Origin of the sequence: Arsenicicoccus sp. oral taxon 190, assembly GCF_001189535.1 — a bacterium.
GTDB lineage: Bacteria > Actinomycetota > Actinomycetes > Actinomycetales > Dermatophilaceae > Arsenicicoccus.
The window spans coordinates 167083-188248 of sequence record NZ_CP012070.1; the positions used below are offsets into that span (position 1 = coordinate 167083).

The window sequence follows — 21166 nt, forward strand, 5'->3', positions numbered from 1 at the left end:
CGGCCCGGGTGGTCCTGCCCGGTAGCCCTGTCCGGGTCATCCTGTCCGGGTCAGCCCCAGTGCGGCGGTCGCTGCTCACGCAGCCACCGGTCGCGTTCGCTCTCGCGGCTCGTCGAAGCCGAGCCTCGCCCGACCACCAGCGGCGGTGCTCCAGCCGCCGACCGATGCTCGTCCGGACCCTCATCGAGGTCTTCGGGAGGCGGCGTAGCGGCATACGACTGCGGGTCGTCGTCGAGGCGCGGCTCGGGCTCACCGGCGGGGATGCGGGCAGCGGCCCCCGTGCCGGGCGCGTCGACGCGACGGTGGCGGCGGGTCATCGACCGTCCTCGGGGCGGCGGTGGTCGTGGGCCGCGTCGATGATGCGGGCGACCTCGCGCTCGGGCGCCATGAAGAGGTCCGGGGTCCAGACCCGCAGGTGCCGCCAGCCGGCGCGTTCGAGCAGCTGGGGGCGCAGCACGTCGCGATCGACGGGGCGCGGGAGGGCGGCATAGGCGGGGCCGTCGGACTCGACGGCGACCTGGACCGGACGGACCGACCGGGGGTCGCGGACCGCCAGCTCCACCTCGCCGGCGCCGCGGCCGGCGCGCTCGGTGACCTCGAGGCCCGCCTTGCGCAGCCGGGACGCGAGCTCGCTGGTCACGGGGTCGGTGACCGGCCCCCGGGACGGCGCGGTGCCGGGTGCCTCCTGCGCGAGCCCGAGGGCGGTGGCGAGCAGGGCGACGCCCGGGGTCCCGGCACCCACCTCGGCCAGCTCGTCCCCGGTCAGGGTCGACACCAGCGTGACCGTGTCGCGTGCGCGGGTCAGCGCGACGGCGACGCGGCGCTCCCCGGCGGCGAGCGCCAGCACCCCGAACCGGTGTCCCGCCTGCCCGCTCGCATCCACGGCGTAGCCGACCGTCACGATCATGTCGTCGCGGGTGTCCCCCTGGGCGTCGTCCACGTGCTTGACGAAGAAGGGCTCGTCGCGGTCGGGGGCGTAGAACCGGTCCCCGACACCGAGGCGGGCCAGCTCGTCCCGCAACCGGGTCCGCACCGCCGCCGCGTGCTGCTCGTCCAGGGCCACGACCCCGAGACTGCGCTCGGGGGTGTTGCGGGCGTGCGCGAGCACCAGCCGGGCCACCCGGTCGACCTCGGCGGACGTCGTCACCGGGGCGGGGCCCGACCCGGTCGCGGCGTCGTCGCCACCGGCGACGTGCTCGAGCACCAGGCCGCGGGCGGCGGTGCCGGAGGGCACCGTGACCGGGGCGGCCACGTCGGTCTCGTCGCGGCCTGCGGCCGCGGTCGCGGACAGCGTCGTGTCCAGGGTCGCGCCCAGGGCCGTGTCCAGCACGGTCGCGAGCCGGTCGTCGACGCTGCGGTACCGGGTCTCCAGGTGGTGGACCGGCAGGTGGGCGGCGAGGGCCCCCAGCACGGAGGGCGATCGTTCGTCGGCCCGCACGTCGTGCCCGCCCGCGTCGTCGACGCCGACACGCAGCTCGATCGGCGGCAGCTGCTGCGGGTCGCCGCAGACCACGAGCTGGCGTCCGCGGCTGATCGCGGAGACCGCCTGGGCGACCGACAGCTGGGAGGCCTCCAGCACGATGACGGTGTCGACCACCGGGCCCGGGGGCAGCACCGCGGCGACCTCGTGCGGGGACACGGCCCAGCACGGCGTCCCGTCCTCGGCGGCGCGCGCGACCTGGCGGCCGACCTCCTGGGCGCGCTCGCGGTGCGCCTGCTCCTCGAGCCGGCGCAGCGTCGTGGCGGTGGCGTGCAGCGCGGCCCCGTCGTGCCGGCCGTACCGGGCGTCGGTGCGCCGCACCTCGTCGAGCAGCGAGCTCCACCACACGTGCCGCACCTCGGCCGCGACGTGGTCGGGGGCGACACGGCGGGTCGTCAGGTCGTCGATCAGCGGCCCGAGCCCCTGGCCGCGCAGCTCGTCCAGCACGGGCGTGACGCGGGGCAGCACGGCGAGCCGCTCGGGCTGGCGGGTGAGCTGGAGGAGGCGTTCGCGGAGCTGGTCCAGGGGCTGCTGGTCCAGGCCACCGCCGTCGTCCGTCGTCGCCAGCGCCGGCTCGAGCAGCGCGAGGTCGGCCATGACCGCGTCGTGCGCAGCGCGGGCCTGGTCGATGCCGTGGGGCACGACGGGCCGGGTCGCGGCGCCGGCGCGGTCCCGCCATGCGAGGGCCTGGCGGTGCGCGGCGAGCAGGGCGCCGTGCAGGTCGGCCGGCCCGTGGCCGGGACGCAGCAGCCGCCGCGCCTCCCGGACGAGTCCCCGCCGCCGCAGCAGCCCGAGCGTCGAGCCGTGCTCCTCGCGGTAGGTCGTCGACGTGGACGCCAGCATGTCCGGCAGCGGCGCGTCATACACCTCCGGCGCGAAGACGTCGAGCGTCGCGCGGACACCGGTGACCAGGTCGAGGTCCGCGCCGGCGGCCGCTGCGGAGGTGGGGCGCGGGAGGCCGGCCTCGTCCGCGAGGGCGCCGGTCAGCGCGAGGAGGCGGTCGATGCCGTCGGCCGAGACGAGCCGGTGGCACGCCGCCATCGCCGTGTCGGCGTCGGCGGGCGTGACGATGCGGGCGCCACGCCACGGGTCCGCCGCGTCGTCGGTCAGCCAGGCGCCCTCCCCCGCGGCCTGGGTGAGCTGGCGGGTCGCGAGGTCGAGCAGCTGCGGGCTCAGCGCGCGCAGCGCCTCGCCGGTGAGCCGCACCCGGGAGCGGGGGGCCGGGTCGAGCGCCGACAGCTCGACCATGGCGCCCTGGGCCTGGAACGCGCTGACGCCCCAGGGTTCGCGCACCTGGTGCAGCGCCGCCAACCGGTCCTGCAGCTGCTCCGCGGCGGCCTGCAGGTCGTGGGCGGTGTCCGGCCGGGGGTCGGCGGCCACCGCGTGGCCGAGCGGCGCGAGGGCCCGGCGGTCGTGGCGCAGGTCCGGGCCGTCGTGCACCTCCTCGACGAGGCCCAGCCCGACCGAGGCGAGGCGCCGCCGCACGGCGTCGACGGCGGCACGCTTGTGGGAGACCAGCAGGACGCTGCGGCCCGCTGCGGCCAGCCCCGCGACGGCGGCGGCCACGAGCTGCGTCATACCGGTCCCGGGGGCGCCCTGGACGACCACGTCGTCACCGGCCCCGATCGCGGCCAGCGCGGCGCGCTGGTCGGCGTCGAGGGGCAGCACCTGCGGGAGCGACGGATGGGGGCGCGGCGTCTGCTGATGGGCACCGCCGGCGAGCAGGCTGACGACGGGGTGCCGCAGCACGTCGGCGTCGGCGAGGTCGGCCACGAGCGGCAGCTTGGCGTAGGGGTAGAGCCCGAGGACCAGACGGCGCTGGATCGTGAAGCCGGGCAGTCCGGTGCACTGCCGGGCCAGCTCGCGGTAGGCCGGCTCCGGGTCGAACCCGTTGCGGCCCCATGACATTCGCGCCAGCCGGTCGCTGTCGAGCGCGACGCCCAGCTCGGCCTGGACCAGCTGCACGAGGGCGGGGTTGAGCTCGACCGTGCGGCTGACCACCACGTCGAGGTCGCGGTGTCCCGGGTCGCGCGGGCGGAGCTCGCAGGGGCGCAGGAAGACGGGCGCCTGCGGGGACCGGCCGCCCGGCATCTGCCAGGTGGCGACACCGGCGGCGACGAAGCAGGTGGCGAGCCCGCGCTCCTCCCAGAGCCGGCGGGCGGCGTCGTCGATGCCGCGGGCCCGCTCGGCCGCCTCGGCAGAGGCGCGCGGCTCTCGGACCAGGTCGGACAGCTTGACGTCCCGCCCCGACAGGAAGATCGCCAGGCCGGCCGGGTGGGCGTGGGTCAGCTCGAGGAGGCGGCGCTCGTCGTCGTGGTGCCACAGCAGGGCATTGGGTCCGCCGGCCGTCGCCAGCTCCTGACGCCACCCCGCGAGCGCCGCGGCGGCGGGGTCCTGTCCGTCGTCCGGGTTGGCGGGGGCAGGGGGCGGTGGAGTCACCGCCCAAGGATAGCGAGCCCGCCGGTGCCCTCCGAGGACATGGAGGCGGACATGGAGGCGGCGCGCATCATGCAGGGGGAGGAATGATGCGCGCCGCTCGTTGAATCATCAGCAAGTTACTCGCTCAGGTCAAGACTGGCGAGTAGGAATCGGGGCAATTCGCCCGGATGCCACGCTGCGAGGAGCCATGGTCACCTGCGTACTGCACCTCGCCATCACCCACCGAGCCGTATGCCGCGGCCGCCTCCCCCAGCGATGTCCTCGCCCAGCGCTGTCCTCGCCCGCCGCTGCGGCATGACAAGATGGGTGCCCGTGGTCGGCGCTGCCGCCACCCCCGCCCTCGTAGCTCAGGGGATAGAGCACCGCTCTCCTAAAGCGGGTGTCGCAGGTTCGAATCCTGCCGGGGGCACCACTCATCACTGCAGTTTCCCTTGGCCCAGGCATGATGAAGAGGGTCCCGGTCCAGAACCGAGGCGCCCTTCACCAATGTGACTGTCAGCGCGTCCGTTTCGGGCGCCGACCCAGCGCCGGTAGCAGCCGATCAAACACGAGGCCCGCGACCAGCCACGAACTGGCGGCGATCACCACGTATTAGCACGACTCCCGCGGCGCCTCGCCCGCCGGCATCCCGGCCATCCTGAAGCAGGCCGCGAGCACGAGACAGAGCAGCACCGAACCGGCGGCGGTCAGCAGGAGCTCCCGCCCCAATGGTCGCGGTTTACGCCCCCCGCCTGGACTTCCCATCAAGGCGACGATAGCCCCCGTGCAGCTGCGGCCAGCGGCAACCCTGCCGGGACCCCCGGGACACGGTGCGGCCGCCCGGGGGTCCCATACCGACCACGACCACACCCCCAGGACACCTTGTGGTCGCCCACGGGCGCCATACCGACCACAACCACACCCCCAGGACACCTTGAGGTCGCCCGGGGGCGCCATACCGACCACAACCTGTGGAGTTGATGAGGTTGCCCCCGTTCGACGGACATCGGATTAGGCGGCCTGGGCCGCGGTGGGGGACTGTCCGCTGAGCGGTGTTTCTGGCCCGACACGCCGACAGGGTCGGTGAGGAAGGCTGGTCAGCGATGACCGACACACACTCGGGCATGAGCTCGATGCCCAAGGAAGCAGCCAAGGCCCGTAAGCCGGGCAAGGCTGAACGCGAGGCGGTGGCGCAGCTGGTGAAGGCAGCCCGCGCTCGGGGTGAGGATCTGACGGGCCCGGATGGGCTGCTGAAGACGATCACCGCCACGGTTCTGGAGGCGGCGTTGGAGGAGGAGATGACCGAACATGTCGGTCACGCCAAGCACCAGCCCGCCGCCGAGGGCGGCAACGTCCGCAACGGCACCCGACCCAAGACGGTCCTGACCGACGCCGCCGGAGAGGTGAGGATTGAGGTTCCGCGGGACCGGGCCGGCACGTTCGCCCCGGTCATCGTGGCCAAGCGGCAGCGGCGGTTGAACGACGTGGACGCGGTCGCGATCTCCTTGTACGCCAAGGGCCTGACCACCGGGGAGATCTCCGCCCACTTCGCCGAGGTGTACGGGGCGTCGGTGTCTAAGGACACCGTCTCGCGGATCACCGACGCCGTCATCGAGGAGATGCAGGCCTGGTCGGCGCGGCCGCTGCAGGGCATCTACGCGGCGATCTTCATCCACGCGATCTACGTCAAGGTCCGCGACGGGCAGGTCGGCAACCGGCCCTTCTACGCCGCGATCGGGGTCGACCTGGCCGGCCGCAAGGACGTCCTGGGCCTGTGGGCCGGGCACGGCGGCGGGGAGAGCGCGAAGTTCTGGATGAGCGTGCTGACCGACATCAAGAACCGCGGCGTGGCCGACGTGTTCTTCGTGGTCTGCGACGGGCTGAAGGGCCTGCCTGACGCCGTCACCGCGGTCTGGCCCGAGACGATCGTGCAGGCGTGCGTGATCCACCTGATCCGGGCCACCCTGCGGTACGCCTCCCGGAAGTACTGGGACACCCTGGCCAAGGACCTGCGGGCCATCTACACCGCCCCCACCGCCGGGGCGGCCTGGGCGGCGTTTGAGGAGCTGGAGGAGAAGTGGGGCAAGCCCTACCCGGCCATCCCCAAACTGTGGCGCGCCGCGTGGGAGGAGTTCATCCCCTTCCTCGACTACGACGTGGAGATCAGACGCGTGCTCTTCAGCACCAACGGGATCGAGTCGATGAACGCCCGCTACCGGCGCGCGATCTCCGTGCGCGGGCACTTCCCCACCGAGCAGGCCGCTCTGAAGTGTCTGTACCTGGTCACCCGCGGGATGGACCCCAAGGGCACCGGGCAGGCACGATGGACCATGCGGTGGAAGCCCGCACTCAACGCTTTCGCCGTCACCTTCGCCGACCGCATGCCGGCCGCCGAGAACCTCTAACAAGATGAACGCCAGAAACACCGTTCGTCGGACAGACCCCGCGGTGGTGATCCGGTGCTCGAAGGCTACCGGGGTCTGCATGCCGAGGGCTGAGTGGCGTCGGCGGCGGTTGTAGACGTTCTCGATCCAGGCGGTGACGGCCTTGATCGCGTCGTGGTGGGTGGGGAAGGTGTGCCGGTTGTAGAACTCGGTCTTTAGCGTCGACCAGAAGCTCTCCTGCTGGGCGTTGTCCCAGCACACCCCGGTACGCCCGACGGACTGGCGTACCTCGACCTCGAGGGCTACCTGGTGCAGCTGGGCGGAGGTGTATTGACAGCCGCGGTCGGCGTGGAACACCACTGCGCCGGTGGGGCCGGCCGCTGGGTCGCGGAAGGTCACCGCGCGGCGCAACGCGGTCTCGACGACGTCGGTGTGCAGGCTGCCGCTGAAGGCGTACCCGATGACCCGGCGGCTGCATGCGTCGCGTACGGCGCACAGGTACAGCCACCCCTGCCCGGTGGGCAGGTAGGTGATGTCGGACGTCCACACGACGTTGAGCTGTCCGCGGTCGAAGTCGCGCCCGACCAGGTCAGGGATCGAGTGAGGACTCGGGTCGATACCCATCGGCGGGACCGGCTTCCACGTGCGTGGGCTGATGCCCTGAATGCCGTTGGCACGCATGATCTTCGCGACGGTCTTGCGGGACACGACCTCACCAGCGGCGCGTAGGTCGGCGAGGACCCTGGGGGAGCCGTTCACGCCGTCGGATGCCGCGTGTGCGGCGACGACCTTGGTGGCCAGGCCCGCCAGGCGACGAGCCCGCGGACCCGGCCCGCGGTGCTGCCGGTCGGCCCAGTCGTAGTAGCCCGACCTGGACACCCCCAGCAGCTGACACATCCGCGTCACGGGGATGCCGTTCGATTCGCTGGCGGCCTTCTGCGCGTGGATCAGAGCGTAGGCGGCATCGGCCGCGACGACGCGTTCTCCGCCACGAAGAAGGCCGCTGCTTTTTTCAGGAACTCCCGGTCCATGCGTAGCTGGGCGTTCTCTGCGCGGAGCCGTTCCAGCTCGGCGCGCTCGTTGACGTCAACCGCCGGCGGCGGGTCAACCATCCTGGCCCGCTCCGCAGCGACCCACCGTCCCAGCAGCTGCTCCCCGACCCCGATCTCACGCGACACCTCAGCGATCGCGCGCCCCGAGTCGATCACCAACCGGGCCGCGTCGACCCGGTACTGCGGGGTGTAGCTCTTCCTCTTCGCACCCATGAAGGGCATCCTCTCTCGCCAGGCACACGGCCCGGCCAGTCAGGATGTCCGTAGAACGGGGTCAACCCCAGGACACGTTGTGGTCGCCCACGGGCGCCATACCGACCACAACCACACCCCCAGGACACCAGGACACCTTGTGGTCGTCTCAGGGCGCCCATGGCCCGCGGCTACAGCCAGCGTGGTCGCAGATGCCACGTTAGAGCGCTGACGGCTCAAGGGGTCGCTGCGGGGCCGCCCACGGCACTACTGCGGGGGTCGAGAGGGCACCGTCACCGTGGCCTGGTGGGCCGTGGGGTCGCAGCGCGGCCCGTTGGGCTGCACGACCGCCGGCGTCACGGTGTTCGGACCGCAGTCACCCCAGCCACCTTCACCTCGACCTCGACCGCCTCCGTCGACGACAGGCTGTCCATCTCGGCGAACCACTCGTCCTCGCCGCGCGCGGCCCCGGGCACGCAGCGTCCCCGCACGCACACCTCCACCGAGGTCCCCGGTCGCAGGCCCGCGCCCGGAGCACGGACCCTCACCCCGTTGGCAGCCCCGATCGACGTGCAGCCCTGCGACGGGGCGCAGCCGCCTGGCCACAGCAGCACGACCACCAGCGCGGACGCCCCCACGATCCCCCTCATGGCCCGAGGATGCGCCTCGGGGAGCGCGGTGACAAGGCCAGCAGGCATACGGCATACGACCAGGGTCGTAGCCGAGGACCAGACCAAAGATGGATGCGGCCCCCGGGTGAGTCCCGGCAGACTGGTGCCTGCATGGTCGGGCCGTGCCGTGGTCCGCGAGGGGGACGGACCACGCTCGGCCCGACCTCAGGGGGTGCGCACAGCACGAGGCCCTCCCCGCAGCAGCGGGGAGGGCCTCGTCGAGAGGTCGACGCTCAGGCGCGACCGTAGGTCACGTTGGAGCTCCAGATCTTGTGGAGCCCGGTGGTGCGACCGGTGCGGGGCGAGTCGTACATCATGCCGCCGCCGGCGTAGATGCCCACGTGGTAGGCCGGGGAGCCGAAGAACACGAGGTCACCGGGCTGCGGGGCGGAGACCCGACGCGTGGCGGCCTGCTGGGCGGCAGCGGTGCGCGGCAGGGACTTGCCGTTGGCGCGGAAGACGTAGCCGGTGAAGCCGGAGCAGTCGAAGCCGGACGTCGAGGTGCCGCCGTAGCGGTAGTAGATGCCCGACAGGCTGGCGGCGGTGCGCAGCACGCCACCACCCGCGACGGCGCGGGGCGCCGGGTTGGCGGCGCGCTTGACGGCGGGACGGGCGATGGCGCGACGGACGTTGGTCCGGGAGACGCGCACGTAGCGACGGTTGACCCGCTTGACCGCGGTGCGGCGGTAGGTGCGGGAGACGCGCTTGGTCGCGGTGCGCTTGCGCTTGATGGCGGTGCGCTTGCGCTTGATGGCGGTGCGCTTGCGGACGGTGCCGCGGACCTTCTTGAGCTTGGACTTCTTGACGCCGACGACGGCGGCGCGGCCCATCTGGCCGGCGGCGGCCACGGAGGGCGCGGCGACGGCGGCGGGAGCGGCGGTGGTGGCACCGGCGGCCTGGGCGGGCATCGCCGCGGCGATGACCATGCCACCGGAGGCAGCGGCGACACCGGCGAGCTTGGCCGTCGGGGCGGCGTGGTGCTTCGCGGCGTCGATCAGGAGACTGGCGGACGAGACGTCGGCAGCACGGTGCCGACCGATGGAGCGAATGGACACAGTTGACCTCTCGAACGCCTACGAAGTTAGCTGTCGGGTTCGGGCGGAAAGGTGTGCGCCCGGCCACCGGTGGTGGCTTCACCCCATGACGCTCGCGCGTCAAAGGTGGGTCCCCCGCTCCTGTCAGCGGAAATAAGCACATCAGCGGGAGTGACAGGACTCGGCGTCTCTCGCTGCAGCCCTTCCAGGGGGAGAAGAGCCGAGAGAGAACGTAGCGGACCCCGGCAGGATTGTCACGTTCAGGTCACGGGTGGGTTAATGCCTGCCCGCGCGGGAAAGCACCGGTGCTAGCGGCACCGACGGACACGACCGGACGTCACGAGCGGACCTGGTCGGGCGCGACCTCGTCCACGAAGACGTGCGAGGCCACGTCGAGCGGCAGCGAGATGCCTTGTGCGTCAGCCGAACCCACGCCGACCACCACGATCCGGTCGTCGTCGCGACGCACCTGCACCCGCCCGCCCGGCAGCGCCCCCGCCGACGTCAGCAGGCCGAGCGCCTCGTGGTCCACCTGCACCGGTTCACCGATCCGACGCACCGTGACTGTGACTGACGTCACCGTCTGATCGACGACGGTGTGCAGCGGACGCAGCGTCGCCCCGCCGTCCGGGACGCCGTGGCCCCCCAGCTCGTCCAGGCCCGGGATCGGGTTGCCGTAGGGCGAGACGTGGTCGTCGCCGATCAGCCCCAGGATCTTGCGCTCCACCCGCTCGCTCATGACGTGCTCCCAGCGGCAGGCCTCGTCGTGGACGTACTCCCACTCCAGCCCGATCACGTCCACGAGCAGCCGCTCCGCGAGCCGGTGCTTGCGCATCACCCGGGTCGCCGCCAGCCGGCCCTGCGGCGACAGCTGGATCTCCCGGTTGCCGGCGACGTGCAGCAGCCCGTCACGCTCCATCCGCGCGACCGTCTGGGAGACGGTGGGCCCGGCGTGACCGAGACGCTCCGCGATGCGGGCGCGCAGCGGCAGCACGCCTTCCTCCTCCAGCTCGTAGATCGTCCGGAGATACATCTCGGTCGTGTCGATCAGCTCAGTCACGGGACCAAGCCTGCCACGTCCGTATGGCGGACCGCGGCACGCCTGCCGAGCGGCACCGCGCGGCCTCCTCGCCGCCCTCGCGGGGTCAGGGCATCAGCCGGGTGCGCCGCCACGACGCGGCGTCGGTGAGGTCGCCGTCCCCCACGCGCTCGAAGACGATCCGGTCGTGCAGCCGGGACGGTCGCCCGGCCCACAGCTCGACGCGCTCGCAGCGGATCCGCCAGCCGCAGAAGGTCGGCGCCATGGGCACCGGCTCCTCGACGCCGTCCTGCGTGAAGCGGGCGGCCTGCTCGGCATACCGGTCCTCCAGCTCGGCCCGGCCCGGGACCGGGGTGGACTGGTGGGAGGCCCAGGCGCTCACCTGCGAGCCCCACGGGCGGGTGCTCCAGTAGCCCTCCAGCTCCTCCGGGGCCAGGGGCTGCGCCACCCCGCGCACCCGCACGACGCGGTGCATCGCCGCCCACCGCAGCGTCGCGGCCACGCGGGGGTCGCCCTCGATCTGCCGGGCCTTGCGGGACCCGGAGTCGGTGATGAAGCCGGGGCCGGTGGGCGCGAAGAACTTCATCAGCACCGGCCGCACGTCGGGGAAGCCGTCGGCGTCGACCGTCGCGAGGTCCAGGCAGTCCGGCTCGCCCCGGCCGCCGCGCGCCGCGTCGTGAGCCACCGCCTCGGCCATCCACGCCGCCATCGTCGGCCACGGCGCCGCCGCCATCGTCGACTCGTCCAACCCCTCCCCTGCGTAGTCGATGCGGGGCACGCCGGGCAGCTCGTCGCTCATGTCACGAGACTAGGCTGTGCGGGTCAGCCGGTCACGAGGAGGTCCCGAGGATGGCGCGAGGCAGCGGCAAGGCGGTCAACAACCTGGTCAAGCTGGGCGTGAAGTACGGCCCCCTGGTGTACGAAGCGGTCAAGCACGGCAAGGAGCCGGCGCGGCAGCTCGCGGAGCGCGAGGTCGCCCGGGCCAACTCACGGCGGCGCGCCCTCGAGCACGCCCACCACCTCGTCGACGGGTCCGTCCTGACGGTCTTCGACGGCGACCAGCGGCTCTTCGTGGTCTTCAACGGGGACAACCCGGTGGCCTCGCACCCGGCCAGCAGCAAGCCGCTGGCCAGCCTGATCGAGGGCTACGACCTCGACAAGCGGGTCCGGCCGGCCCGGGACCGGCGCCGGATCGGCCCGCGGGTCAAGCAGGTCGGCGGCCAGGGCCGGACGCTCTCGTCCCCGCCCTCGTCGCAGCCCTCGTCCCCACCGCCCTCGTCCCCGCCCTCGGCACCGCCGACCGCCGGGGCCGACGAGTGAGCCAAGCCCACCCGGCGTGGGTCACGTCCATCGCCGAGGCGGACCGCGACAGCGGGACGCTGCGCTACCGGGGCGTGGACGTGCGCGAGCTCGTGGGGCGGGTGCCCTTCGAGCAGGTGTGGGGGCTGCTGGTCGACGACGCGCTGACGCCGGGGCTGCCGCCGGCCGAGCCGTTCCCGCTGCCGGTGCGCACCGGGGACGTGCGGGTCGACGTGCAGAGCGCCCTGGCGCAGCTGGCCCCGGTGTGGGGCTTCCGGCCGCTGCTGGACATCGACGCCGCGCAGGCCCGTGAGGACCTGGCGCGGGCGTCGGTGATGGCGCTGAGCTTCATCGCCCAGTCGGCCCGCGGCGAGGAGCTCCCGGCCGTGCCGCAGCGCGAGGTCGACCGGGGGCGGACCCTGGCCGAGCGCTTCATGATCCGCTGGCGCGGCGACCCCGACCCGCGGCACGTCGCCGCCGTCGACGCCTACTGGGTCGCCATCGCCGAGCACGGCCTCAACCCCTCCTCCCTCGCGGCGCGCGTCATCGCCTCGACCGGTGCCGACGCGGCCGCCTGCCTGTCCGGGGCCGTGGGCGCCGTCAGCGGCCCCCTGCACGGCGGCGCACCGCGCCGGGTGCTGTGGATGCTCGAGGACGCCGCGGCGGGCGTGCCCGTCGAGACGGTCGTGCGCGAGGCCCTCGACGACGGTGGCCGGCTCATGGGCTTCGGCCACCGCGTCTACCGCGACGTCGACCCGCGCGCCGCCGTCCTCAAGGCCCTGTGCGAGCGCCTCCAGGCCCCCCACCTCGAGGCCGCGTGCGCGCTGGAGGCCGCCGCGCTGGACGTCCTGCGCGAGCGCAGCCCGGACCGGGTCATCGCCACCAACGTGGAGTTCTGGGCCGCCGTGATCCTGCACCTCGCGCAGGTCCCGGCGCCCCTCGTGACGCCGATGTTCGCGTGCGGCCGCACCGCCGGCTGGTCCGCGCACGTGCTGGAGCAGAAGGCCCTGGGCCGCATGATCCGACCGACCGCCACGTATGCCGGTCCCCCGCCCCGCCCGGTCACCGCGGTCGCGGGCGGCTGAGGCGTCCGGATCCCGGCGAGCCGCAGCCCCGGTCGGCATACGGCTGCGACGATGACGAGGTGACTGCCGAGATCGTGCTGCCCCCCGACCTGCTCCCCTCCGACGGCAGGTTCGGGTCCGGGCCGAGCAAGGTGCGCGAGGCGCAGGTGCAGCGGCTCGTGACGGGCGCGACGACCTGGCTCGGGACCTCCCACCGGCAGGCGCCGGTCCGCGACGTGGTCGGGTCGCTGCGACGCGGGCTGGGCGAGCTGTTCGCGCTCCCCGACGGCTACGAGGTCGTGCTCGGCAACGGCGGCTCGACGACCTTCTGGGACGTGGCGGCGTGCGGGCTCGTGCGCGAGCGCGCCCAGCACGTCGTGATCGGGGAGTTCTCCAGCAAGTTCGCGCAGGTGACCGGGCGCGCGCCGTTCCTGGCGGAGCCGGTCGTGCGCGAGTCGGCCCCCGGCACCCGCATCGGCCCGGAGCCGTCCGACGTCGACGCCTACGCCTACCCCCACAACGAGACCTCCACCGGCGTGATGCTGCCGGTGCAGCGCGTCGGCGGCGACGACGCGCTGGTGCTCGTCGACGCGACCTCGGGGGCGGGCGGCCTGCCCGTCGACGTCCGCGAGGCCGACGTCTACTACCTCGCGCCGCAGAAGTCCTTCGGCTCGGACGGCGGGCTGTGGCTCGCGCTGTGCTCCCCCGCCGCCGTCGAGCGCGCGCAGCAGGTCGCGGCCTCCGGCCGGTGGATCCCCGACTCGCTGTCCTTCACGACGGCGCTCGACAACTCCCGCAAGGACCAGACCTACAACACCCCTGCCCTCGCGACGCTGGCGATGATGGAGGAGCAGGTGGGGTGGCTGCTGGCGCAGGGCGGCCTGCCGTGGGCCACCGGCCGCACCAGCGACAGCTCGTCACGGCTCTACCGCTGGGCCGAGTCCCGGCCCTGGGCGACGCCCTTCGTGGCCGACCCGGCGGCGCGGTCGATGGTCGTCGGCACCGTCGACCTCGACGAGACCCTCGACGCCGCCGCGGTCAGCCGCGTGCTGCGCGCCAACGGGATCGTCGACACCGAGCCCTACCGCAAGCTGGGGCGCAACCAGCTGCGCATCGCGATGTTCCCCTCGGTCGAGCCCGACGACGTCGAGATCCTCACGCGCGCCATCGACTTCGTGGTGGAGCGGCTGGCGGGCTAGCGGGTCAGCGGACCAGCGTGCCGTAGGCCGCGAGCGCGAGGCACACGACCAGCACCACGATCGTGGCGACGCGGCGGAATCGGGGGGTCATCGGGTCACCACCTCGGTCAGGTCGGGCTCGGGCTCCACGGACGGGTTGATCACGTCGATCAGGTGCCCACGCGAGCGGAATCGGAGACGTACGCCGTCCTCCACCATGATGTAGCCGACGGCGGCGGCGCACGCGATCGCCGTGGCGATGCTGCCGACGCCGATGGTCCAACGGGCCCCGAAGGTGTCGCCGACCCAGCCGATCAGCGGAGCCCCGAGCGGGGTGCCGCCCATGAAGATCGCCATGTAGAGCGCCATCACGCGCCCCCGCATCTCGGGCTCGACGGAGAGCTGCACCGAGGCGTTGGCCGTCGTCATCACGGTGAGGGCGGTGAGCCCGCACGGCACCAGGCACACCGCGAAGAGCCAGTAGTCGGGGGCCATCGCGGCCGCGGCGCTCGCCAGCGTGAAACCACCGAGCGCGCCCAGCAGGACCCGCAGCCGGGGCCGGGCCCGCCGGGCCGACAGCAGCGCCGCGGACAGGGAGCCGACCGCCATGATCGAGCCGAGGGCGCCATACTGCTCCGCGCCCCGGTGGAAGACCGTCGTGGCCATGAGGGCCATGGTGAGCTGGAAGTTCATGCCGAAGGTGCCGAGCATGAACACGATGAACATCAGCAGCTGGATGTCCGGGCGGCGCCGGACATAGGCGACCCCCTCGCGTATGGCGCCACCGCCCCGCCGCAGCGGCGCGGGGTGCAGCGCGCCCACCCGCAGCCGCAGGAGGCTGAGGATCACGGCCACGAAGGACAGGGCGTTGAGGGCGAACGCCGGCCCGGTCCCCCAGGCGGCGATGGCCAGCCCGGCGACGGCCGGACCGACGAGGCGGGCGGCGTTGAAGGACGCGGAGTTGAGGCCGACGGCGTTGCTGATCAGGTCAGGGCCGACGAGCTCGGAGGCGAAGGCCTGACGGGTCGGGTTGTCCAGCGCGGCGGCGCACCCCTGGGCGAGCGCCAGCAGGTAGACCATCCACAGCTGGGCCGAGCCGGTGACGACCAGCACCCAGGTGATCGCGGCGGTGATGCCGAGCGCGGCCTGGGTGGCCAGCAGGATGCTGCGCTTGGGGTAGCGGTCGGCGACGGCGCCGGCAACCGGGGCGAGCAGCACGACGGGCGCGAACTGCAGGCCCGTCACCACCCCGAGCGCGGAGGCCGAGTGGTCGGTCAGCTCGGTGAGGACCAGCCAGTCCTGGGCGACCCGGCCCATCCAGGTCCCGACGTTGGAGACCAGCCCACCGAGGAAGTAGGTGCGGTAGTTGGGGACACGCAGCGAGGCGAAGGTGGCGCTCATCGACCGGCGACCTCCAGCAGCAGCGGGGCCGCCTGCTCGAGGATCTGCCGCTGCTGCGGGGTGAGGCTCTCCAGCCGCTCGACCATCCAGGAGTCGCGGCGGGCGCGGATCGACCGGATCAGCTCCGACCCCTCCGAGGTGAGCGACACGAGCACCTGCCGGCCGTCGGTGGGGTGCGGGTCGCGCCGGACCAGGCCTGCCTCGACCAGGCACCCGACGGTGCGGGTCATGCTGGGGGCGCTGACGCGCTCGATCTCGGCGAGCTCACCGGGCGTGCGCGGCTCGTCGAGCCGGAAGAGCACGCTCGCCTGGTGGGGCGCCACCTCGTGCGTGCCCTCGAAGCGGACCCGGCGGCTGACGCGCTGGCAGGCGAGGCGGAGGTCGACGGCCAGGTGCGCGATGTCACCGGCGTCGGCGCTGGCGTGGGAGTCGGGCGTGTCAGGGGTCTGTGCGGCTGCGGTGCGGGGTGCTGTCATCGTGTCTTTAGCATAGTTCATTACTTTGGCTAACGACATGATGGCGACGGGCATTCCCGCCCCTGGCCGGTGCCGTGGTGAGGGTGGGAGTGGCCGGGCCCGAGGGCCCGTGCCGCTAGCCGGGGAAGCCGTCGAGGACGGCTGCGGTGCCCGACAGGCCGAGGCGCGACGCTCCGGCCTCGATCATCTCCCGCGCCGCCTCGGCGGTGCGGATGCCGCCGGAGGCCTTGACGCCGAGCCGGTCGCCGACGGTCTCGCGCATCAGCCGCACCGCGTGCGCGGACGCCCCGCCGCTGGGGTGGAAGCCGGTCGAGGTCTTCACGAAGTCGGCACCCGCCTCCTCAGCGGCCCGGCAGGCCGCGACGACCTGCTCGTCGGACAGGGCGGCGGACTCGATGATCACCTTGAGCAGCGCCCCGCGGGTCGCCTCGCGGACGGCGGCGATGTCGCGCTCGACCGCGTCGAAGTCACCGGCCACCGCAGCGCCCACGTCGATGACCATGTCGATCTCGGCGGCGCCGAGCCGCACCGACTCGGCGGCCTCGGCGGCCTTGACCGCGGAGGTGTGCTTGCCGCTCGGGAAGCCGCACACGACCGCCACCGGCAGCGACGTCTCCAGGGGCAGCATGGACGGCGAGACGCACACCGAGAACACCCCCAGCCGCTCGCCCTCGGCGACCAGGGACCGCACGTCCTCGGGCGTGGCCTCGGGCTTGAGCAGGGTGTGGTCCACCATCTGCGCGACCTGGGAGCGAGTCAGCTGCGTCATACGGCTCAGCCTAGTGGGCCGCCGAGGCACCCCACGCCGGTCACTGCACGCCGAGGGCGCTCTTGACCGGCGTGATGCAGAAGTAGAGGACGAACAGGGCCGAGACGATCCACAGCAGCGGGTGGACCTCGCGGGCCTTGCGACGAGCGACCTTGACCACGACGTAGGCGACGAACCCGGCGCCGATGCCCACCGAGATCGAGTAGGAGAAGGGCATCAGCACGATCGTCAGGAAGGCCGGGATGGCGATCTCCATGTCGTCCCAGTCGATCCCGGTGACCTGCTGCATCATCAGGAAGCCGACCACGATCAGCGCGGGCGTCGCGGCCTCGTAGGGCACCACGGCGACGAGCGGCGACAGGAAGGTCGCGAGCAGGAACATGACGCCGGTGACCACCGAGGCCAGCCCGGTGCGGGCGCCCTCGCCCACGCCGGCGGCCGACTCGATGTAGGACGTGTTGGAGCTCACCGACCCCATGCCGCCCGCGATGGCGGCGACCGAGTCGACGACCAGGATGCGCTGCGACCCGGGCGGGTTGCCCTCCTCGTCGAGCAGGCCGGCCTCGCCGCCGATGGCGACCATGGTGCCCATCGTGTCGAAGAAGTCCGCGAGCAGCAGGGTGAAGACGAGCAGAGCCGCCGACACGAACCCGATCTTGCTGAACGAGCCCAGCAGGTTGAAGTGGCCGAGCAGCCCGAAGTCGGGGACGGCGAAGGGGTTCGAGGGCAAGGTCGGGACGTTGAGGCCCCAGCCGGTGGGGTTGACGACCTTGCCACCGGGCCCGGTCTGGGAGCCGATGTGCAGCACCGCCTCCAGGACGATCGCGAGCACGGTGGCGCCGGCGATGCCGTAGAGGATCGCGCCCTTCACGTGGTTGACCATGAGCGCGATGATCAGGAAGAGCCCGACGACGAAGGTCAGCAGCGGCCAGCCGTTGAGGAAGCCGCCGATGCCCAGCTCGACCGGCGTCGGGCCGCTCGGCTTGCGCACGAAGCCGGCGTCGATGAGCCCGATCAGCGTGATGAAGAGCCCAATGCCGACCGAGATGGCCGTCTTGAGCTGGGCGGGGATGGCATGGAAGACCGCGCGACGGAAACCGGTCAGCACCAGCGCCAGGATGATGATGCCCTCGAGCACGATCAGCCCCATCGCGTCGGCCCAGGTCATCCGCGGCATCTGCGAGACGCCGTAGGCGAGGAAGGCGTTGAGACCCAGGCCCGTCGCCAGGGCGAGCGGGAAGTTGGCGACGACGCCCATGAGGATGGTCATGAGACCCGCCACCAGGGCGGTGCCGGCCGCGACGAGCACCCGCGCCTGGTTGGCGTCACCCCCGCCCAGGAAACCGCCGGTCGAGTCCGGGACGGTCCCGATGATGAGCGGGTTGAGCACGACGATGTAGGCCATCGTGAAGAACGTGACGATGCCGCCGCGCACCTCCTGACCGACGGTCGAGCCACGCTCGGTGATGCGGAAGAAGCGGTCGAGACCGGTGCGGGGGGCGGCGGGGCGTGCGGGGGCCTGCGTCATGGGAAAAAAGGATACCGGCGCGCCGACCCCCTCCCGCGCCACCGCTCACGGGCCGCCGCCCGATGCTGCCCGTGATGCGCAGGGTCTTGCGCGCCGGCCGCCGCCGGGACACAGTTACTCGCCAGTCACCTCCGAGAAGGAGCCACCGTGGAGCCCGAGGTCGCGTCGCCCCGCCGCTGGTCCGTGATCGCCGTCTACATGGCGGTCAACCTGGTCGTGCAGACCCTGTGGATCTCCTACGCGCCCATCAGCAGGTCCGCCGAGTCCTACTACGGCGTCTCGGGATTCGCCATCGGCGCGCTCGCGATGGTCTTCATGGCGGCGTTCCTGCCGTTGTCGATCCCCGCGTCGCTGCTGATCGACCGCCGCGGGCACCGCGTGGCCGTGGGCCTCGGCGGGGTCGTCGCCGGCCTCTGCGGGGTGGCCCGGGGGGCGGTGGGGCCGTCATACGGCTGGGCGCTCCTCGCCACGGTCGGCATCGCGTGCACCCAGCCGCTGCTGCTCAACTCCTGGACCACCGTCGCCGCGCGGTGGTTCCCGCGCCGTGAGCGCGCCACCGCCGTCGGGCTCGTCACCCTCGCCAACCTCGTCGGCACCGGCGTCGGCATGGTCCTGCCCCCGGCGCTCGTCGCCGCCCATGGGCCCGCCGTCATCGGGCCCATGCAGCTGTGGATCGGGATGGCGGCGCTCGTGGTCGGCATCGCCTACCCGCTGCTCGTGACCGACCGCCCGGCGCGCGGCGACGTCGACCTCGCCGAGCACGCGCTCCAGACGCACGGGATGCGACACGCGCTGTCGGTCGGGCCGTTCCGCCGCTACCTGACGGCGATCTTCATCGGGATGGGGATCTTCAACGGCGTGACCCAGTGGGTCGCGGACATCGTGGCGCCGCGCGGCTTCTCGGCGACCGACGCCGGCAACGTCGGCGCCGCCATGCTGCTCGGCGGCGTCCTCGGGTCGGTGTCCCTGGCCGCCTGGTCCGACCGGGTCGACCGGCGGGTGCCCTTCCTCGTCGCCGGGCTGGCTCTCGCTGCGCCCGCCACGCTCGGGATCGCCCTCGCCAGCAGCCTCGTCGGGCTGCTCGGGTCGGCCTTCCTGCTCGGCTTCTTCCTCGTCAGCCTCATGCCGATCGGCATGCAGTATGCCGTCGAGATCACCTGGCCCACCCCGGCGGGCACGTCCAACGGCCTGGTCCAGCTGTGCGGGCAGGCGGCCGTCGTCTACGTCGCGCTGCTCTACGTCGCGCGCACCCCGGGCGGGAGCTACTGGCCCGGCCTCGCGCTGTCGGCGGCGCTGCTGCTGGTCGGCGCGATGCGCTTCGCCCGCGCGCCGGAGTCGCACGAGCACCACGCCCGCGCCTCTACCCTGGAGGGGTGAGCGACCGCCGCCCCCGGATAGACCCGGCCAGCATCCGCGTGATGCGGGTGCGCACGGACCGGGTCGTGGCGCTGGGCCTCGGGCTGTGGCTCGTCGCGCTCGTGGTGGTCCTGCTCGTCCCGGCGCTGCACGGCGCCGGCCGCGAGTGGTGGCCCTGGGTGTGCGTGGCCGGGCTCGGGATCGGCGTGATCGGCTACGCCTACGTGCGCTCCGGCCGGGGGGCCGACAAGGGCGCCTGACTGAGGGTCAGGTCACCCGGTTGGTCCGCCCGCGTGCGCCGTGGCCGACCCCGCCCAGCCCGTATGCCGTCAGCCGACCGGCGTGCCCTCCGTCTCGGCGACCTGCTGGGCCGCGTCCTCCGACGAGGCCGGCAGCAGCTCCTCGGACGTGGCCGGGACGGCGGGCGGCCCGGCCGGGGCACCGGCGGCGCGTCGCGCGCCGCGTCGACCACGGCGGGCCGGGCGGATCTGCTCGGTGGTGTCGACGTCGGCGGTGTCGGAGTCCGAGGGGTGCGCCTGGGCGGCCGCCTCGGCGTCGTCGACCACCGCGGCCCGCTCGGCGGCCTCCTCGAGCTGCTGCTCGGGGGACACTGCCTCGACCGGCGTCTCGGCTGCGACAGGGGTCTCCGCTGCGGCCGGCGCCACCTCGAGGTCTACGGCCAGGTCGTCGACGACCGGCGGGTCGAGCCGACGCGGCTCGGGGCGCTCCAGGTCGACCTCGCTGTGAGCCCCGCAGCCGTGGTCCAGCGACACCACCCGGCCGTCGGACGGCGACCAGGCGTTGGCGCACACGCCGAAGCAGCGGCGCAGCGCCCCCGCCATCGGCAGAAAGTAGCCGCAGGTGGCGCAGCGCGCCGGGGCCTGCTTGGCGACCTCGGCCTCGGGTCCGTTGTCGCCGGAGTACCACCGCTGGGCGGCCTCCTCGCGGCCCTCGGGGGACAGCACGCGGGTCCGCCCGAGACCCAGCTCCCACTGGGCCACCTGGTCGACGTCCTCCTCCCCCGTCGCCTCGAAGCCGGGCTCGAGGTTGGGGTCGTCGGCGAGGTAGGGGTTGACGTCTCCGGGGCCGAGGTCGCCGGGGGCGATCCGGTCCTCGTAGGGCAGCCAGGGCGGCGCGACGATGCTGGTGGGGCCGGGCAGCAGGTGGGTCTCGGAGACCGTCACCTGCTTGGAGCGGGCGACGCGGGTGACCGTGATGGACCACAGCCAGTCCGGGTATCCCGGTGACAGGCAGGCGAACTGGTGCGTGGCCACCCGCTCGGCCTCCATCACGACGCCGAGGTGGTCACCGACCATCCCCGGCTCCGCGATCGACTCGGCCGCCGCGCGGGCGACCTCCACGGCGCCGGCGAGGGTGGAGTCGGGCTTGATGGTGGCCATGGGTCAGCTCCCGCCGAAGTTGTCGGCGATCGCCCGCAGCGCGGCGGCGAGCTTGCGGGAGCCGGACTGGTCGGGGTAGCGACCCTTGCGCAGCTGCGTGGAGACGCCGTCGAGCAGCTTGATGGTGTCCTCGACGATGACGACCATCTCGTCGGCCGGCTTGCGGGTGCGCTCGTGCAGGGCGCGCGCCACCGAGGGCGCCTGCTCCAGCACGGTGACCGAGAGCGCCTGCGCGCCGCGGCGGCCGTCCATGATCCCGAACTCCACGCGGGTGCCGCCCTTGAGGGTGGTCACCCCTGCCGGCAGGGCGTTGGCGTGGACGAAGACGTCGTTGCCGTCGTCGTCGGCCAGGAAGCCGAAGCCCTTGTCGGCGTCATACCACTTGACCTTGCCCGTTGGCACTGGTCCACCTCGTGTCGATCTCG

General features: G+C 73.2%; 18 protein-coding genes, 1 tRNA gene, 1 pseudogene and 1 riboswitch. Of the genes and pseudogenes, 7 read left to right on the forward strand and 13 right to left on the reverse strand.

Annotated elements, in window-relative coordinates; genetic code table 11:
- Window positions 1-50 precede the first annotated feature (50 nt).
- Window positions 51-317 (reverse strand): hypothetical protein, encoded by a 267-nt coding sequence (locus ADJ73_RS16770; RefSeq protein ID WP_156188051.1) that lies wholly within the window; start codon window positions 315-317, stop codon window positions 51-53.
- The gene (locus tag ADJ73_RS00790) at window positions 314-3919 is read right to left on the reverse strand and encodes a DUF4011 domain-containing protein (protein ID WP_050346675.1); all 3606 of its coding nucleotides are present in this window, start codon (window positions 3917-3919) and stop codon (window positions 314-316) included. The genes ADJ73_RS16770 and ADJ73_RS00790 overlap by 4 nt, the downstream gene beginning before the upstream one ends.
- A 336-nt stretch (window positions 3920-4255) precedes the next feature.
- Here ADJ73_RS00790 and ADJ73_RS00795 point away from each other — a divergent pair.
- Together ADJ73_RS00795 and ADJ73_RS00800 are read left to right on the forward strand one after the other, a co-directional pair.
- Window positions 4256-4331: transfer RNA gene (locus tag ADJ73_RS00795), tRNA-Arg, on the forward strand.
- A 700-nt stretch (window positions 4332-5031) separates the two neighbouring features.
- Entirely contained in the window at window positions 5032-6303 is a 1272-nt protein-coding gene (locus ADJ73_RS00800) for an IS256 family transposase (protein ID WP_216593690.1), read from the forward strand.
- 48 nt (window positions 6304-6351) lie between these two features.
- Here the strand turns inward: ADJ73_RS00800 and ADJ73_RS16375 are convergent.
- The 5 genes and pseudogenes from ADJ73_RS16375 to ADJ73_RS00825 all read right to left on the reverse strand — a co-directional run.
- Window positions 6352-7556 (reverse strand): annotated as a pseudogene (locus ADJ73_RS16375) (IS3 family transposase); the annotation flags it as partial.
- A 326-nt stretch (window positions 7557-7882) separates the two neighbouring features.
- Window positions 7883-8176: a hypothetical protein gene (locus tag ADJ73_RS00810; RefSeq protein ID WP_156188052.1), complete on the reverse strand. Its 294-nt coding sequence runs from the start codon at window positions 8174-8176 to the stop codon at window positions 7883-7885.
- A gap of 254 nt (window positions 8177-8430) precedes the next feature.
- A complete protein-coding gene (locus ADJ73_RS17230; protein WP_050346679.1) occupies window positions 8431-9252 on the reverse strand; it encodes a C40 family peptidase in 822 nt (273 codons plus the stop codon).
- Window positions 9253-9401: riboswitch (cyclic di-AMP (ydaO/yuaA leader) on the reverse strand.
- Window positions 9402-9568: 167 nt separating this feature from the next.
- Window positions 9569-10291, reverse strand: a complete 723-nt coding sequence (locus ADJ73_RS00820; RefSeq protein ID WP_050346680.1) for a metal-dependent transcriptional regulator — start codon at window positions 10289-10291, stop codon at window positions 9569-9571.
- A gap of 85 nt (window positions 10292-10376) precedes the next feature.
- Window positions 10377-11069, reverse strand: a complete 693-nt coding sequence (locus tag ADJ73_RS00825) for a pyridoxine/pyridoxamine 5'-phosphate oxidase (protein WP_050346681.1) — start codon at window positions 11067-11069, stop codon at window positions 10377-10379.
- 50 nt (window positions 11070-11119) lie between these two features.
- On the opposite strand from ADJ73_RS00825, the gene ADJ73_RS00830 reads away from it, so the two are divergent.
- Genes ADJ73_RS00830 through serC form a run of 3 tightly spaced genes read left to right on the forward strand, consistent with a single transcriptional unit; the run spans window position 11120 to window position 13832 of the window.
- Window positions 11120-11590 carry a hypothetical protein gene (locus ADJ73_RS00830; protein ID WP_050346682.1) on the forward strand — a complete coding sequence of 157 codons (471 nt, stop codon included), beginning with the start codon at window positions 11120-11122 and terminating at the stop codon, window positions 11588-11590.
- Window positions 11587-12654: a citrate synthase 2 gene (locus ADJ73_RS00835; protein WP_050346683.1), complete on the forward strand. Its 1068-nt coding sequence runs from the start codon at window positions 11587-11589 to the stop codon at window positions 12652-12654. Before ADJ73_RS00830 ends, ADJ73_RS00835 begins: the two co-directional genes overlap by 4 nt.
- Before the next feature lie 59 nt (window positions 12655-12713).
- Entirely contained in the window at window positions 12714-13832 is a 1119-nt protein-coding gene (gene serC / locus ADJ73_RS00840) for a phosphoserine transaminase (RefSeq protein WP_050346684.1), read from the forward strand.
- An 87-nt stretch (window positions 13833-13919) separates the two neighbouring features.
- Here the strand turns inward: serC and ADJ73_RS00845 are convergent, their stop codons facing one another.
- The 4 genes from ADJ73_RS00845 to ADJ73_RS00860 all read right to left on the reverse strand — a co-directional run bounded on the left by ADJ73_RS00845 (window position 13920) and on the right by ADJ73_RS00860 (window position 17985).
- On the reverse strand, window positions 13920-15212 hold the full coding sequence (locus ADJ73_RS00845) for an MFS transporter (protein WP_050346685.1): 1293 nt from the start codon (window positions 15210-15212) through the stop codon (window positions 13920-13922).
- Entirely contained in the window at window positions 15209-15688 is a 480-nt protein-coding gene (locus tag ADJ73_RS00850) for a MarR family winged helix-turn-helix transcriptional regulator (protein WP_082176644.1), read from the reverse strand. Before ADJ73_RS00850 ends, ADJ73_RS00845 begins: the two co-directional genes overlap by 4 nt.
- 115 nt (window positions 15689-15803) lie before the next feature.
- Window positions 15804-16457 (reverse strand): deoxyribose-phosphate aldolase, encoded by a 654-nt coding sequence (deoC, locus tag ADJ73_RS00855; RefSeq protein WP_050346686.1) that lies wholly within the window; start codon window positions 16455-16457, stop codon window positions 15804-15806.
- A gap of 40 nt (window positions 16458-16497) precedes the next feature.
- Entirely contained in the window at window positions 16498-17985 is a 1488-nt protein-coding gene (locus ADJ73_RS00860; RefSeq protein ID WP_050346687.1) for an NCS2 family permease, read from the reverse strand.
- Between the two features lie 147 nt (window positions 17986-18132).
- Between ADJ73_RS00860 and ADJ73_RS00865 the strand changes: the two genes are divergently transcribed.
- Window positions 18133-19362 (forward strand): MFS transporter, encoded by a 1230-nt coding sequence (locus ADJ73_RS00865; protein WP_050346688.1) that lies wholly within the window; start codon window positions 18133-18135, stop codon window positions 19360-19362.
- Window positions 19359-19601 (forward strand): DUF2530 domain-containing protein, encoded by a 243-nt coding sequence (locus ADJ73_RS00870; RefSeq protein ID WP_050346689.1) that lies wholly within the window; start codon window positions 19359-19361, stop codon window positions 19599-19601. Before ADJ73_RS00865 ends, ADJ73_RS00870 begins: the two co-directional genes overlap by 4 nt.
- Before the next feature lie 69 nt (window positions 19602-19670).
- Here ADJ73_RS00870 and ADJ73_RS00875 read toward each other — a convergent pair whose 3' ends face one another.
- Entirely contained in the window at window positions 19671-20741 is a 1071-nt protein-coding gene (locus tag ADJ73_RS00875; RefSeq protein ID WP_082176645.1) for a DUF3027 domain-containing protein, read from the reverse strand.
- A gap of 3 nt (window positions 20742-20744) precedes the next feature.
- Window positions 20745-21143, reverse strand: a complete 399-nt coding sequence (locus ADJ73_RS00880; RefSeq protein WP_050346690.1) for a cold-shock protein — start codon at window positions 21141-21143, stop codon at window positions 20745-20747.
- Window positions 21144-21166 lie beyond the last annotated feature (23 nt).